The sequence below is a fragment of the Bacteroides sp. 1_1_30 genome, from assembly GCF_020982715.1.
GTDB classification, from domain to species: Bacteria; Bacteroidota; Bacteroidia; order Bacteroidales; family Bacteroidaceae; genus Bacteroides; species Bacteroides xylanisolvens.
The window spans coordinates 24,107-39,877 of record NZ_JAJKHN010000008.1 but is presented as its reverse complement, the minus strand read 5'-3'; the positions used below and the strand labels follow the sequence as shown (position 1 = coordinate 39,877).

The window sequence follows — 15,771 nt, the reverse complement described above, 5'->3', positions numbered from 1 at the left end:
AATAAAGAATCCTTATGAAAAAGTTAATATATACAGCCTTTGTCATTTGCGGAATGTTGACCGCTTCCTGCTCGGATTTATTAAATCTGGAATCAAAAACAGACGTGACGAATAATTATCTGTTCACTACTCCCGAAGGGTTGAATACTGCCGTTACAGGATTGTATTCCCTGGCACGTGAATTACCGGGTGGAGCGGATAATAACGAATCTAATCTGTACATCGTTACCATGTGTGACTTTAATACGGATATTGCCATACTTAGAGCAGGTGTTTCTACCTCAATCGGACGTTTGAATACAAGTTTTACTCCAAGTACTGGAGATGTCAATAAGTTCTGGAAACATCACTATGGGATTATCGGAAAAGCAAATGAAATTATTGTAGCGGCAGAAGCCTTGGGACTGGATGACAGCGATGTATTGCACGCATGGAGTGAAGCGAAATTCTTCAGAGGACGGAGCTATTTTGAACTTTGGAAACGCTTTGACCGCCTTTATCTGAACGTCACTCCAACCACTGTCGATAATCTGAAACGGGAGTATAAACCGGCTTCTCATGAAGAACTGATGACATTGATGACGACTGACTTGGATGATGCGATGAAAGGTCTGGACTGGTCGCTTCCTCAAAATAACGGAAATGTATTGTATGGACGGGTAACGAAAGCGACTGCCAAACATGTCCGTGCACAGGTTGCCATGTGGGAATCGGATTGGGATACAGCCATTGAGGAATGTGAAGACATCTTTAAACAGGAGGGCATTTACTCAATGGAAAAGAAGGCCGAGAATGTATTTAATAGCGCAGATTTGAAATCCCCGGAAGTGTTGTGGAGTTTCCAATATTCACAAAACTTGGGTGGAGGAGGTTCCGGAACTCCGGTTGCCGGACATCGTATCTCTATTCAGACCACTACCCGAATCAATAAAATTGCAGGTTGTATCAATACGGCCGATCAGGGTGGATATGGTTGGGGACGTATTTATCCGAATACCTATTTATTGAGTTTGTATGATCAGGCTAAAGATACACGATACAATGAATTGTTCGTACACCGTTTCAAATACAATGATCCTAATTCTCCTAAATATGGAGAATTGATTCCCCTTGCGAAAAGTTCCAGTTATTGTGAGACGTTGCATTTCATGTCGAAAAAATACTTTGACCAGTGGACTATGGCCGATAATCCGGACCGGACAACGGGATTCAAGGATTTGATTGTCTATCGACTGGCTGAAACTTACTTAATGGCGGCAGAAGCGTATATGCGCCGTGACGGAGGAATGAGCACGGATGCTCTGCGCTGTTACAATAAAACATGGGAACGTGCCGGGAATGACAAATTTGCGGGACCTCTGACGCAAGATATTCTTTTGGATGAATATGCCCGTGAACTGAACTTCGAGGGAGTCCGTTGGCCTTTACTAAAACGTTTGGGGCTTTTGGGTGAAAGAGTGAAAGCGCATTATGGCGAGACAAAAGCTGAAAATCCTTATTTAGATAAAGATTATGCGGAATGTCGTACCAGTTTTGTAGTTGGAAAGCACGAATGTTGGCCTATCCCACAGGAGCAGATTGACTTGATGGGAAAAGAGAATTTTCCACAGAATGAGAATTGGTATTAAGCGATTGATTATCTGAAAAACATGAATGAGTATGAAAAGAATAATATATCTGTTATTGATTTTAAATCTGGGGCTGCTTTCCTGTGTCGATGATGCGTCGGTACGTGTGATGCCTGAATTTAATTGTAAAGATACAAAAGTAAACCTGGCAAAAGCGGCGGGTTCTTCCGTTACATCGCTATTATATACTAATGTCGGTCAGGTTGTTGCTCAATATCAAGCGGAGTGGCTTTCTGTAGATATAAACGCTAAAAGTGTAATATACACTGCCTTGACGCAGAATGACGGTGAGGATGCAAGGAGTACTGTCGTGAAACTGACTTGCGGTTCATATACAGTGGAAGTGACGGTTACACAGGATTCCAAAGAACCGGACCTTTCTTTGAAGGTAGGACAAAGTGTAGATGATGGTATCGGTATGATTTTCTGGGTGGATCCTTCGGACAAGATGGTAGGAAAAGCTGTATCTGTAAAACGTCAGGGAGGAAATCCTTTTGAGGCCTCTGTGATGTCTCATAATGCGCTTTCTACAGTGAATGGATATGCCAATACGGCTTTGTTTACTGCTCCTGCTGCAAATGATGCAGTGGCATACTGTCAGTCGTTGGGTGAGGGATGGTATCTGCCTGCACGTGATGAGTTATGGGAGTTGTTTGATGTTTACAACGGTATTGGACATGCTGACCCGGATTTTGCTTCGGTTGTACCTGATAAGTTGACGGAAGTTGAAAAAGCGGCACGTGCGGCATTTGATAAGATGTTGACCGATTTGCAGGGTGATGTGATAAACGAGGCTGCCGGTTCGGGCAATGGGGAAAGCTATTGGTCGAGTACGGAAAATGCAGCAGGGGATAAGGCTTATTGGGTACGTTTCGGAAAGTCTGGTGCTGATGCAGGAAATAAAACAGCTACCAACCGTTTTGTGAGATGTATGCGCACAATTGGTGATTATACTTATCCTGAAGAGCCGGCAACTCTGACGGTGGCTCCCAATCCTGTGACATTGGAAGGTGCTAACGAAGCGGAAGCAAATGTTACGTTGACATCCAATAAGAGTGTATTCAGCGTAGTGTTGGCAGATGATTCTTGGCTTTCATATACTATTTCAGGCACAACAGTTACGTTCAAGGCAAAATCAAAAAATACCACTGGTAATATTCGTACGACAATTGCTACAATAACAGCCGGTACTGGCGCAGCCGCAAAAGCAGTGGAGGTAACAGTGAATCAAAATGTAGCTGCCGAGGGAGACGCTTCGCTCGAATTGAGTACCAATGCGGTGACTATTACGCCTGATGCGGTAGCAAAATCAGAGGTAATTACAATGATTTCTGATGAGACGGAATTTGCAATAAATATCACTGATGAATCTTGGGTGAAAGCGTATGTTGATGTAACAAGTAAAACTCTTTATTTTTGGACTTTATCTCCCAATCTGAATAGTTCTAGCCGGGTAACGACTGCTACGGTAACAGCCGGAAGCGGAGCGAATGCGCCTAAACAAGAGGTTACGATTACACAGAGAGGACTTTTAAGTTCCGAGTTTGCGGTGGGACAGGTAATTGCGGATAATGGTTCGTTGAAAGGAGGCATTGTTTTCTGGGTAGATGCAACTAATCGTGGTAAGGCTAAGATTATGTCGTTGGACAGAGAGAATTTGGCATGGTCTACAGCAGGCTCTCCGGCTTCTACCGGAGTGACTTTATCTAATGATGACGGTTTGGCAAATACTACTGCCTTGGCAGCATTGCCGAATGCAGCGGAAATGCCTGCTCTTAAATATTGTATGGATAAAGGTTCCGGATGGTATTGGCCTACAAGATCGGATCTGGAACAGATGTTTGAAACCTATAATGGGACTAAAGTAGCAGATGCGACGGAGGATAATCCGAATGCGATTACTGATTTTGAGAAAGCAAATCGTGCGGCATGGGATCTGATAGTTACTAATGTAGGAGGAACTGCTATGAATACGGCAGCGGCATCTTCTACCGGAGATTCTTATTGGGCTAGTCGTGAAACGTCAAGTGGTACAAATGCATTTTATGTACGTTTTGGAAAACCGCTTGCTTGGGATAAAGCAAATGGGAAAAAGTCTGGGGCAAGATATATTCGTGCAGTCCGTTCAATCTCGAAATAATGGTATTAGGTATGTATAAGGTATATAGAAAAATAATCTTAGCCTGCTTGTTATTGATTGTTGCCGGCACGGTCTGCGGTCAGCGTGTGACGCAAACGATCAACGATGGCTGGAAATTCTCCCTTTTTGAGGGAGACGCGTTCGATGCTGACTTTGATGTGTCCGGTTGGACTGACGTTTCCATTCCTCATACTTGGAATGCAAAAGATGCAGAAGATGAAATCCCCGGTTATTTCCGGGGAAAAGGCTGGTACAGGAAAGCCGTGATAGTGGAGGAACTGATTGCAGGTCAAAGAGTTTATCTTTGTTTTGAAGGAGCCAATCAGGAGACAAATGTATTTGTGAATGGAAAGTTGGTAGGGAATCATAAAGGTGGTTATTCTGCTTTTACGTTTGATGTGACTGACTATGTTCATACCGGATGCAATTTGGTGGCAGTGAGTGTTGACAACTCTTATAATCCGGATATTGCTCCTCTTTCGGCGGATTTCACTTTCTTCGGCGGACTTTATCGGGATGTTTATCTGGTGTATACTTCGCCCGTGCAGCTATCTACCACCCATTATGCTTCCAGTGGAGTATATCTCAAAACTGTTGGGATAACAGATGCTCAAGCGGAAGTGTGTGCAAAAACATTCTTGTCCAATGCTTTGAAAAGTAATCAGGCATTGATTCTTGAAACGGAGATTTTGGATGCAGACGGTAATAGAGTGGCACTTTCCGCAAAGAAAGTGAATGTGAAAGCAGGAGAGAAGAATGTAGCCTTTGAAGCGTTGATGACTATTGCGCAACCCAAACGGTGGGATGTTGATTCTCCTTATTTATATAAGGTGTATAGCCGTTTGAAGAATAAAAAGGGAGAAGTTCTCGATTGCGTTGTTAATCCGCTGGGAATCCGTGAATATCATTTTGATGCGGAGAAAGGTTTTTTCCTGAACGGGAAATATCGGAAATTGATTGGTACCAGCCGGCATCAGGATTACAAAGGAATGGGGAATGCCTTGCGGGATGAAATGCATATCCGGGATATACAGTTGAGTAAGGATATGGGAAGTAATTTCCTGCGAGTGGCTCATTATCCGCAAGATCCGGTTGTGATGCAGATGTGTGATAAGTTGGGGCTGTTGACTTCGGTTGAAATTCCGATTGTAAATGCCATTACTCAAAGTAGGGCGTTTATGGACAACTGTGTGGAACAGGCTACGGAAATGGTTTGTCAGAACTATAATTATCCGTCTGTCATCATTTGGGCTTACATGAATGAAGTGCTTTTGCGTCCTCCCTTTAATCCTGACAACAAGAAAGAACGGGCGGAATATATGAAGTTTCTTCATCAAATAGCTTCGGCTGTTGAGGCGCAGATCAGAAGTCTGGACTCGGAACGCTATACCATGTTGCCTTGTCATTCTGCTTCCCAAATCTATCAGGAAGCAGGGATTACTGAATTGCCGATGTTATTGGGATTTAATCTTTATAATGGATGGTATGGTGGTAATTTGGGCGGATTTGAAGAGAAACTGGAAGAACTTCACAAGGAGTTTCCTCATAAACCGTTGCTTATTACCGAATATGGGGCGGATGTAGATACTCGTATTCATTCTTTTTCGCCGGTGCGGTTTGATTTTAGTTGTGAGTTTGGTTCTGTCTATCATGAACATTATTTGCCTGAAATTCTAAAGAGGGATTATATCGTGGGGGCTATGGTCTGGAATTTGAATGATTTTTATTCCGAAGCCAGAAGAAATGCTATGCCTCATGTGAACAATAAAGGGTTGGTAAGTACGGATAGAGAACGTAAGGACGGATATTATCTTTATCAGGCTTATCTGAAAGAGTCACCTGTCCTGCATATTGCTTCTAAATCTTGGAAGAATAGGGCAGGAGCCAGTCGGGATGGAAAGAGTTGTACGCAACCGCTGAAAGTTTATACTAACGCGGATAAGGTGGAGGTCTTTTTGAATGGAAAAAGTTTGGGAGTATATCCGGTAGCAGATAAGGTGGTTTCCGTGGACATTTCTTTTGTAAACGGAAAGAATGTGGTGGATGCTGTGATTGAAAAGGAGGGACGTGAATATCGTGACCAGTATGTCTGTGATTTTAAATGTGTCAATGTGAAGAATGGCTTTACGGAAATCAATGTATTACTGGGTGCTCGACGCTATTTTGAGGACCGGATAGCAGAGATGTGCTGGATACCCGAACAGGCTTATGCAGAAGGTTCATGGGGATATATTGGTGGGGAAGTGGCTCCGAACAAAACTCGTTATGGCTCTTTGCCTGCCAGCGATACAGATATACTGGGGACGGATCAGGATCCTGTCTTCCAGACACAGCGAGTAGGTATTGAAGCTTTTAAGGCAGATGTACCGGATGGTGTTTATGCTGTATATTTATATTGGACAGAACTTACTTCTGAAAATAAAAGAGAGGCTTTGGTGTATAATTTAGGAAATGATGTGGTAAGGGAGGACTATATTAACCGGGTCTTTTCTGTGGATATAAATGGAGTATCTGTTGCCAAGCAACTGAATATTGCAGAAGAATACGGTTCCGAACGTGCGGTTATTAAGAAATATATTGTTCCGGTTTCACAAGGAAAGGGGCTTGTCGTTCGTTTTGGAGCGGTGGAGTCTGTGCCCATTTTAAATGCAATACGAATCGTAAAAGAATATTAGATGATGAAAAATAGTATAGTTATATTGTTTTTACTGCTGTTATCCCAGTTTGGTTATGCCCAGGGACGTACATTTAAGGTCACTGCCCGTCCGTGGGTGAAAGGACAGAAAAATCTGCCTTGGAAAGAGTATGATACCCGTACTATTGCTCAATTGGATGGGTTCAAACCTACTGGTAAAGTACGTGTGAATAAGTATGGAAGTGATTTGGATGCTCCCAGGTATCGGGCTACAGGATTTTTCAGGGTAGAACGTATTGGAAATCGATGGTGGATGATTGATCCCGATGGGTATCGGCATTTGCAGAAAGTGGTGGTAGGAGTACGTTTAGGTACTTCCGAACGCAATAAACAAGCAATGCTGGACAAATTCGGTACGGAGGAAAAATGGATCGAAGGAACGGCACGGATGATTCATTCGCTGGGTTTTTCCGGGACCGGCTCCTGGAGTAATGAAGAAGCTATTGCCTCTTACAATGCCTCTCATAAGGAGGTACTGACTCGCTCAATCATTCTGAACCTGATGAGTGGATATGGGAAGAAACGAGGAGGAACTTATCAGTTACCTGGTAATACGGGATATCCTAATCAGTGTATTTTCGTTTTTGACCCGGAGTTCGAAACCTATTGCGATGAGATGGCACAAAAACTGGTCGCAAATAAAACGGATAAAAATATCATCGGCTATTTTTCGGATAATGAACTGCCGTTCGGGCCGAAGAATCTGGAGGGGTATCTGACTTTGAAGAATCCCAATGATCCGGGAAGATTGTATGCAGAATCCTGGTTGAAACAGCAGGGTATTACTTTGCAGCAAATTACGGACGAACATCGGGAAGAGTTTGCGGGGGTAGTAGCGGAACGATACTACAAAGTGGTGTCGGAAGCGATTCGGAAGTATGATCCCAATCACCTTTATTTAGGTAGTCGTCTACATGGAAAACCTAAGTTTGTCCGCCAGATTGTGGAAGCGGCAGGCAGGTATTGTGATGTCGTTGCTATTAACTACTATGGTGCATGGACACCGAGTGAGAAGACCATGAAGCATTGGGGCGAATGGGCTCAAAAACCTTTCATCATCACGGAATTTTATACGAAAGGAATGGATTCTGGGCTGGCAAACACAACAGGGGCAGGTTTTACCGTTCAAACCCAGCAGGAACGTGGATATGCCTACCAGCATTTTGTTTTAGGATTATTGGAAAGTGGGAATTGTGTCGGATGGCATTGGTTCCGTTATCAGGATAATGATCCGACGGCAAAAGGGGTAGATCCTTCGAATCTGGACTCTAACAAAGGGCTGGTAGATAATGAATACAATCTTTATAAACCGTTGGGCGATGCTATGAAAGAATTGAATATCAACGCTTATCGTTTGGCTGACTGGTTCGACCAACAATCAACTAATAATAAATAAAATACATACCATGAAAAAACTATTTATATTGGGAACTTTTCTGTTTATAAGTTCTATTCCTATGGTGTCTTGTACGGATGATGATGATAAAGATCCTAATTTTATGCCTCCTGACATAGTGATGGGAGGGGGAGATGTAGAGTCGGAATATCCGGAGGATTTGCCTGCTCCCGGAGCTTCTGTGATGTATACTCCGTCATTAAATGCCAATATGTATCGCCCTATCAGTGTTAAGTATTCCAGTGCTTATCCGCCTATATCCAGTTGGAAAACAGAGAATACACGTATTATTGCGTATATGGACGGGTATAAACCGGCTATTAAAACGTTGAAAGCGTATCAGGAGTCGGTTAATAAATACGGAAGTTCGACTACGCTTCCGAAACAGGCGGCTACGGGAAGATTTTATACGAAGAAAATAGACGGACGTTGGTGGTTGGTTGATCCGGAAGGTTGTCTGCATCTGGAACGTAGTGCGACTTCTTTGCGTAAGGGAACTTCCAGTCGTAATAAAACGGCCTGGAATAGCAGGTTTGGAACTGATGAGAAATGGTTATCTATTACTCAACGTGAATTGAGTGAGATCGGCTTTCACGGTACAGGTGCTTTCTGCACAGGAACTTATTCACTGATTCAGACTCATAATGCTTCCAATCCGAGCAGTCCGTTAACTTTGGCGCCTTCATTTGCTTTTCTAAGCCAGTTCAAGAGTGCGAAGTCTTATAGTTATCCCGGAGGAAGCGATGATAACGCGGCAGGTCTTGTGTTTTATAATGGATGGAGTGAATGGTGTGAATCATATTTGGCAGGTAGTGCTTTCGCAGATTATTTGCGGGATCCTAATGTGTTAGGTTTCTTTTCTGATAATGAGATAAACTTCTCTTCAAACAGTTCTCGGATTTTAGATCGTTTTCTGGCTATCAGTAACTCAAGTGATCCGGCTTATGTTGCGGCGAAAGCTTTTATGGATTCTAAAGGTACGCAAAATGTGACGGATGACTTGAATAATGAGTTTGCCGGGATTGTAGCAGAGAAATATTATAAAGCAGTGAAAGAGGCAGTGAAGAAAGTAGATGATAAGTTGCTTTATCTGGGAACAAGATTACATGGAACTCCTAAATATATGGAAGGAGTAGTGAGAGCTGCCGGAAAATATTGTGATGTTATTTCTATCAACTATTATAGCCGTTGGAGTCCTGAACTGACAACAGCGATTGCTGATTGGGCTAATTGGGCGGACAAACCGTTTCTTGTAAGTGAGTTTTATACGAAAGGGGTGGAGGATTCTGATCTGAATAACCAGTCGGGAGCCGGATATTCTGTCCCTACACAAAACGAGAGAGCTTATGCTTATCAGCATTTTACATTAGGATTGCTTGAAGCTAAGAATTGTATCGGATGGCATTGGTTCAAATACCAGGATGATGATGGTACGGACAATTCGTCGAAACCTGCTAATAAAGGTCTTTATGATAATTCTTATCAACTCTTTCCTTATCTATCTTTCTTTGCCCGCGAATTGAATTTTAATGCGTATGATTTGATTCAGTATTTTGATAAATAGGTGTTTGTTTCTATATAATATTTGAGAGGAAAAACAAAGTGCGAATTTTACAGGATTAGTTTTGGTTAAAGCTATACTGCAAAATTCGCACTTCTTATTTTTTAATGAATAATCAATGTTTTATCAGAGTAGAGTATCATCTGATAGACAAATGAATATCGGTAGTGAAATATTAGTTATGTACTAACGTACCTATCTCTTCTCCACTGATAACCTTCTTTAAGTTGCCTACTGTGTCCATATCAAATACGACGATTGGCAGATTGTTTTCTTTACACATACAAGTCGCTGTCAAATCCATGACTTTCAAACCACGTTTCAGTACCTCATCGTATGTAATATCATCGAATTTGGTAGCGGTAGGATCTTTTTCGGGGTCAGCTGTGTAAATACCATCTACACGAGTACCTTTCAGCATAACGTCTGCTTCGATTTCTATGCCTCTAAGTGAAGAACCGGTGTCAGTAGTAAAGAAAGGATTTCCCGTTCCAGCGGACATAATGACTACTTCGCCGTTCTCCATACATTCGATAGCTTTCCATTTACTGTAGAATTCACCGATAGGTTCCATCCGGACTGCTGTCAACACACGTGCCTTTACGCCGGTAGCCACAAGAGCAGAACTTAGAGCGAGACTGTTGATTACGGTAGCCAACATTCCCATTTGGTCTCCTTTCACACGATCAAAACCTTTATTGGCTCCGCTTAGTCCGCGAAATATATTGCCTCCTCCGATAACGATACCAATCTGTACCCCTTGCTGGTGGATTTCTTTGATTTGTTCAGCATATTCTGCCAGTCTTTTTTCATCAATGCCATATTGCTTTTCGCCCATTAAGCTCTCTCCACTAAGCTTTAGTAAGATTCTTTTATACTTTGCCATACCTTTTGCTTTTTATTGTTTGCCGCAAATATAGAGATAATTTATCGGATAGCCTCACCGGGATGCGATTACTTTTTTCATTATTTGTCTTCCCAAAAGGGTTTGTACAATTCCCCGCAATGAAAGATAAACGAGAAAAGCCAGCCACAGGGCATGATTTCCTAAAAGGGGATGGAAAGCGTAATAGACTCCAAAGAAGCTGGCAGAGGCAACTAACATGGAGTAAAGCATCTGCCGGGTAGCAGTGGCACCGATAAAAATGCCATCCCATAAGAAAGCGGAGAAACCGGCTAACGGAATAATGAGTGCCCAGTAAAAATAAGTGTCTGAAGCGCTGATTACTGAAGTGTCATTGGTTAGTAATCCCAGGAATTCTTTTCCGCCAGCTGCATAGAGAATCGTGAATACCAGTGAAAGACCGAATCCCCAATAGAAAAGATGATGTACTGTGTTACGTAAGCCTGTTTGGTTTTTGGCACCAATGTAACGGCCGGCTAGTGCTTCACCGGCATAAGCAAATCCGTCCATAATGTACGAAAACAAAGTAAATAATTGCATGAGCAAGGTGTTTACGGCTAATACGATTTCTCCTTGGGCGGCTCCTGCAGAGGTAAAAAACATAGTGACTATAACAAGGCAGAGGGTACGGAAGAATATGTCCCGGTTGACTTGAAAGAAACGGTACATGGCTTGTTTCTGTATGATTTCTTTCCATATGATTCGTTTTTTAAGCACACTATAGTAACGCATGTATAACAAAATAGCCATGAAGAAACCTGCATATTGGGCAATTAAAGTCCCTGTTGCCACTCCTGCTACTTTCATGTCCAATAAGTAGACAAAACATAGACTGGCTACAATGTTGACAATATTTTGAGTGATAGCGATATACATGGGAAAGCGTGAATTCTGCATCCCGATAAACCAGCCGGCGAATCCATAAAGCCCTAATGTGGCTGGGGCTCCCCAAATGCAGATGTAGAAATAGGTTGTTGCCAGTTGCTTGACCTCCGGTGTGGTTTGTATCAGTGTAAATGCCAGTTTCAGAATAGGGTATTGGAGTATCAACAGGCAAAGTGCTATAAATAATCCTACTCCAACAGAACGTAGTAGTAACCGGGTGATTTCGTTTAAATCATGCTGACCGTACGCTTGTGAAGTCATTCCGCTTGTTCCCATGCGCAGGAATCCAAAAATCCAGTAGATAATATTGAATAACATTCCCCCTACTGCAATGGCTCCAATGTACGCCGGAGAACCGAGATGTCCTACAATCGTGACATCGATAAGTCCCAGTAGCGGAACGGTAATATTCGATATAATCGATGGGATGGCTATCTGTAATATTCGTCTGTTTACGGAGGATTTTTTTTTATCTGTCATTGTATAAAAACACTTTTATCAATTTGATTGTTCTTTTCGCGAACAAAGGTACATTTTTTATTTTTTTATTGTATCTTTGTGTGTCACGAACTAAATAGCAATCAGATGGATTATGAGGACCTTAACTATTTTTCTTATCTCTTTATTTTCATTGCCGCTGGTACTGAATGCGCAGTCGGTTGATGAGATGTTACAAAAAGTGTCTGCTGCCATTGAGGCAGGGCAGAATGGGCAGGCTGTGAGCTATTTCCGGCAGACTATCGCTCTGAATATAGACCGTACGGAAATGTATTATTGGACGAATGTAGACAAGAATAGTGAAATTAGCTCCAAACTGGCTACAGAATTAGCGCTTGCCTATAAAAAGAATCGGAATTACGACAAAGCCTATTTATTTTACAAGGAATTACTGCAAAAGACTCCTAATAATGTAGATTGTTTGGAAGCTTGCGCAGAAATGCAGGTATGTCGTGGGCAGGAGAAAGATGCTTTGCGTATGTACGAAAAAATATTGCAACTTGAGGCGGATAATCTGGCGGCTAATATCTTTTTAGGAAACTATTATTATTTGACAGCAGAACAGGAGAAAAAAAAGTTAGAGACGGATTATAAAAAACTTTCTTCTCCCACTAAAATGCAGTATGCCCGCTACCGGGATGGATTATCGAAGTTGTTCACTACCCGGTATGAGAAAGCGCGTAACTCTTTGCAGAAAGTTATTTTGCGTTTTCCATCAACAGAAGCTCAAAAGACATTGGATAAGATATTGAGGATAGAAAAAGAGGTGAATCGCTAAGCGGTTCACCTCTTTTAGCTTATTCAAATACTAATATCTAAATTGTATAGGTGGCTGTTCATCACAGCTTAATGAGCGGGTATCTGTTGATGTGTATTTTTTTACTCCGGGAATAAGAGGACTGTAAGATAATACGTGGCGGATACGCTTGCGTTGCTGGAATGTAAATTGGTCTGAATAACAAAAAGCATAGTCCATGATATTGTGAGAAATAAAGGTACTGCCTTCACAGTTTGTTCTTGTACACAACTCATCAAAGGAATACTTATCTGGATTATCTATACCATTAATCCACTCTGTATATTTAGTAATGTTGTAAGTCGGAGTATCTGTACAATAATCAGTATCTTCACACAAATCTGTATTATCTCCATCCTCAGAGAAAGCATGATGTAGTCCAAGATAATGTCCTAATTCATGTGCGAGAGTATTGTAAACATCGGTCGTGTAGTAGTATTCATTATTACTGTTTACATAAATATAATTACTATTAATAGAGACGCAGTGAGGATATTCCACTTCATGGCTTAAGAAATAATCTCCTTTGTTTAAGCCCTCTAACGGATATGATGATAAATAATAAGGTAAATGTGCAATTCCTAAAATATTTTTTTCGCTAAATGGGTATACAAAGATATTGATATATACTTTAGGATTCCATAGCATTTTCGCATATTTCTTAGCTTGACTTTTATCTTCTCCATCCATAAATTGTTCGCAAGACATAGGAAGGGTTGTTTCCCATTTTATTCGTTCAACACCAGCTTCCTCTAAAGTAGTTCCATCCGGCTTTTCTGTTGCCATAACAAATTCAAGATTCATATCCTGACTAATATTATGGCTTGCGTTTTGATACATTTTATTTTTATATCGCAAATTACAAGCGTTAATGATTTGAGCAAGGCGCCCTTCATCTACGTATTGCTTTCTATTATCAGGGTCTTCATAAAGGACGTGGAATATAACGGGTAGTCTGTAATGATGTTCGCCAGTTGTACTTGTAGAAGGGGATTGGGTTATTTTAATAGTTTTATTTGTTTTTTTTGCTATAATGGTAACAGTCGCACTTCTTTCTTTGGAAGTGGTATTGGCATGTATGGTCAAAACGAGTTCTCCGTCATTACTACCATTTTGCAGGTTTGGAATACACCAACTTTGATTACTGATCGTCCTCCAAGTAGAATTGCATGTAACAGATACTTTTATAATACTTCCTTCCGAATTAATATTATCAAATGTAGATTGGGAAATTTCTAGAGTTGCTGAATCAGAATTTGAATCACTACAACCTATTAGCATCCATAGTAATGGAAGCAGGAATATTAATCTAGTTTTCATAAATGAGAGAGTTTTTATATAGAACATCGGCTTCAAAGATAATGTTTTAATCAGTTTGTATATTACTTATTTCAATAAATATTCCACTTCTTTAAACATATAGCCTCTTTTTGTCTGTATCTCATCTTCCAAAATTAATTTTCCTTCGGGCTCTACACATACAATCTGTGCAAGGAACTCTCCGTCAGCATCTTTGTATCGATGCATCCCGTCCTTTCTGAAAAGCGATTCTGTATATCGGGTAACGATTGATGTTGTATCATCCTTTTTAAGCTGGCAATAATAAGACTGGATGCGTAGCATGATATTTTTCAGTATCTCAAAAATATCATATTGCTTTCCTGTGATTTGATAAATCGAAACAGGATTGGGAGCTGCGCCGTGAAATGCTTCCTGGTTAATATTGATTCCGATTCCTACAATGCTCTGACTGATGTTCCGCCCCATTAGATCGTTTTCTATCAACATCCCACATATTTTTTTTTCTTTCCAATAAATATCATTCGGCCATTTGATAGAAATGTCGGTGGTATAAGTATCTAATTCTTCTTTAATGGCTAAAGAGATAACTTGTGAAATAAGAAACTGACGTCGTGCTTCCAAAAACTCGGGGAAGATAACGGTGCTGAAAAGAAGATTCTTGCCAGGATCTGATTCCCACGAATTTCCACGCTGTCCCCGACCGGAAGTTTGAAAATCGGCGACAACGACAGTTAGTTCCTCCACTTTCTGTTCAGAACAGAGAGATTGCAGATAATTGTTGGTAGAGTTCGTCTCGTTGATATGAATCAATGGAACCGGGAATGTATCAGGGGAGGGCATCATATTCTGCGCGTAACTTTTTAGTAAATTTCTTGATTACCTCATCATAAGAGTGGTCAATAAGCTCTTTCATCAATTTATCGTCTACGTCACTGTCAAAGCGGACACTATTCCAGTACTTTTTATTAAAATGATAAGCCCCTTCAATTCCCGAATAATGTTCACGCAATTCGATTGCTTTTTCCGGATCACATTTTAGTGCGATGTGATTAGCTTCTTCCAGGTCAATGAGAGCAAACATCTTGTTCATTACCTTTACAACCAGTGATACATCATCGAAAGGAAAAGATTCGGTGACTCCTTTCTTGTTCAAGCAGTATTCTCTGACAGTTTCTACATTCATAATGAATTAATAATTATAGTATGTTTTCATAATTGGTTATATCATAAATTAAAGCGCAGATTGCACGAATTTCACGGCTTTTATAATGATGAATATCTAAATCCACAGCTTTCTTTAATATAAAGGAGGATAAAATGCTTCCTCTATGTGTTCAACCTTGAAATTCCCGTCGTTGCCTACTACAGTGATGATATCGAAGCGTACAGGAGTGTCAATCTGAAACAATCTGATATAGGCATCTGCTGCACGTACTGTACGTTTTATTTTGGGTAAATCTACAGCATCTTCCGGGGCTGCAAACAGAGTGTCACTGCGCGTCTTCACTTCTACTACAATTAGTTCATTGTCTTTTGCAGCTACAATGTCCAGTTCGAAATGTCCTCTTCTCCAATTCCGGTCACGAATAAGATAACCTTTCTGCTCAAGATAAGCTACGGCGGCATTTTCTCCGGATTTTCCTAAATCATTATGTTCAGCCATCTTTTTTTGCAAATTTACTGCTTTTATTCTTTGTTTTTACAGAAGTAAAAGTAATTTTGCAGAAGATATGAGAAAAAGGAGTAAGAAGTGCCTGAAAATGCATGTCGAATGTACCAAAAGGGAACGACGGATGAGCATTTTATTGAGCGACGAAGAACAGCTGATTGTAGATCGTTATCTTGAGAAATATAAGATAACGAACAAGTCACGTTGGCTTCGTGAAACAATTCTCATGTTTATCCATAAGAATATGGAAGAAGATTATCCCACCCTTTTTGGTGAACATGATATGAGGCGATAGTT

General features: G+C 41.0%; 13 protein-coding genes. 7 read left to right on the top strand and 6 right to left on the bottom strand.

Going from position 1 to position 15,771, the window contains the following annotated elements; genetic code table 11:
• Positions 1–14 precede the first annotated feature (14 nt).
• From LPH68_RS03380 to LPH68_RS03360, 5 genes are read left to right on the top strand one after another with little or no spacing between them, the layout of a single operon-like run.
• The gene (locus LPH68_RS03380) at positions 15–1,628 is read left to right on the top strand and encodes a RagB/SusD family nutrient uptake outer membrane protein (protein ID WP_087320666.1); all 1,614 of its coding nucleotides are present in this window, start codon (positions 15–17) and stop codon (positions 1,626–1,628) included.
• A 25-nt stretch (positions 1,629–1,653) separates the two neighbouring features.
• Positions 1,654–3,768 carry a BACON domain-containing protein gene (locus tag LPH68_RS03375; protein WP_151923037.1) on the top strand — a complete coding sequence of 705 codons (2,115 nt, stop codon included), beginning with the start codon at positions 1,654–1,656 and terminating at the stop codon, positions 3,766–3,768.
• An 11-nt stretch (positions 3,769–3,779) separates the two neighbouring features.
• Positions 3,780–6,443 (top strand): glycoside hydrolase family 2 TIM barrel-domain containing protein, encoded by a 2,664-nt coding sequence (locus tag LPH68_RS03370; protein ID WP_151923036.1) that lies wholly within the window; start codon positions 3,780–3,782, stop codon positions 6,441–6,443.
• Positions 6,444–6,446: 3 nt separating this feature from the next.
• Positions 6,447–7,859, top strand: a complete 1,413-nt coding sequence (locus LPH68_RS03365) for an agarase (protein ID WP_074911095.1) — start codon at positions 6,447–6,449, stop codon at positions 7,857–7,859.
• Positions 7,860–7,869: 10 nt separating this feature from the next.
• Positions 7,870–9,423: a hypothetical protein gene (locus LPH68_RS03360; protein WP_004316311.1), complete on the top strand. Its 1,554-nt coding sequence runs from the start codon at positions 7,870–7,872 to the stop codon at positions 9,421–9,423.
• Positions 9,424–9,595: 172 nt separating this feature from the next.
• On the opposite strand, the gene pyrH is transcribed toward LPH68_RS03360, so the two are convergent.
• Both pyrH and LPH68_RS03350 read right to left on the bottom strand, forming a co-directional pair.
• Entirely contained in the window at positions 9,596–10,306 is a 711-nt protein-coding gene (gene pyrH, locus LPH68_RS03355) for a UMP kinase (protein ID WP_004299207.1), read from the bottom strand.
• Between the two features lie 54 nt (positions 10,307–10,360).
• Positions 10,361–11,689 carry an MATE family efflux transporter gene (locus LPH68_RS03350; protein WP_141408428.1) on the bottom strand — a complete coding sequence of 443 codons (1,329 nt, stop codon included), beginning with the start codon at positions 11,687–11,689 and terminating at the stop codon, positions 10,361–10,363.
• Positions 11,690–11,801: 112 nt separating this feature from the next.
• Between LPH68_RS03350 and LPH68_RS03345 the strand changes: the two genes are divergently transcribed.
• Entirely contained in the window at positions 11,802–12,485 is a 684-nt protein-coding gene (locus LPH68_RS03345) for a lipopolysaccharide assembly protein LapB (protein ID WP_032811122.1), read from the top strand.
• Positions 12,486–12,515: 30 nt separating this feature from the next.
• Here the strand turns inward: LPH68_RS03345 and LPH68_RS03340 are convergent, their stop codons facing one another.
• The 4 genes from LPH68_RS03340 to LPH68_RS03325 form a co-directional block, all read right to left on the bottom strand.
• On the bottom strand, positions 12,516–13,823 hold the full coding sequence (locus tag LPH68_RS03340) for a zinc-dependent metalloproteinase lipoprotein (protein WP_008640834.1): 1,308 nt from the start codon (positions 13,821–13,823) through the stop codon (positions 12,516–12,518).
• 66 nt (positions 13,824–13,889) lie between these two features.
• Complete coding sequence (locus tag LPH68_RS03335; protein WP_008640835.1) at positions 13,890–14,648, bottom strand: biotin--[acetyl-CoA-carboxylase] ligase; 759 nt, start codon at positions 14,646–14,648, stop codon at positions 13,890–13,892.
• Complete coding sequence (locus tag LPH68_RS03330; RefSeq protein WP_004316305.1) at positions 14,632–14,988, bottom strand: MmcQ/YjbR family DNA-binding protein; 357 nt, start codon at positions 14,986–14,988, stop codon at positions 14,632–14,634. Before LPH68_RS03330 ends, LPH68_RS03335 begins: the two co-directional genes overlap by 17 nt.
• Positions 14,989–15,102: 114 nt before the next feature.
• Complete coding sequence (locus tag LPH68_RS03325; protein WP_008025070.1) at positions 15,103–15,468, bottom strand: YraN family protein; 366 nt, start codon at positions 15,466–15,468, stop codon at positions 15,103–15,105.
• 67 nt (positions 15,469–15,535) lie between these two features.
• On the opposite strand from LPH68_RS03325, the gene LPH68_RS03320 reads away from it, so the two are divergent.
• A complete protein-coding gene (locus LPH68_RS03320) occupies positions 15,536–15,769 on the top strand; it encodes a hypothetical protein (protein WP_004299215.1) in 234 nt (77 codons plus the stop codon).
• The last annotated feature ends 2 nt before the right edge of the window (positions 15,770–15,771 follow it).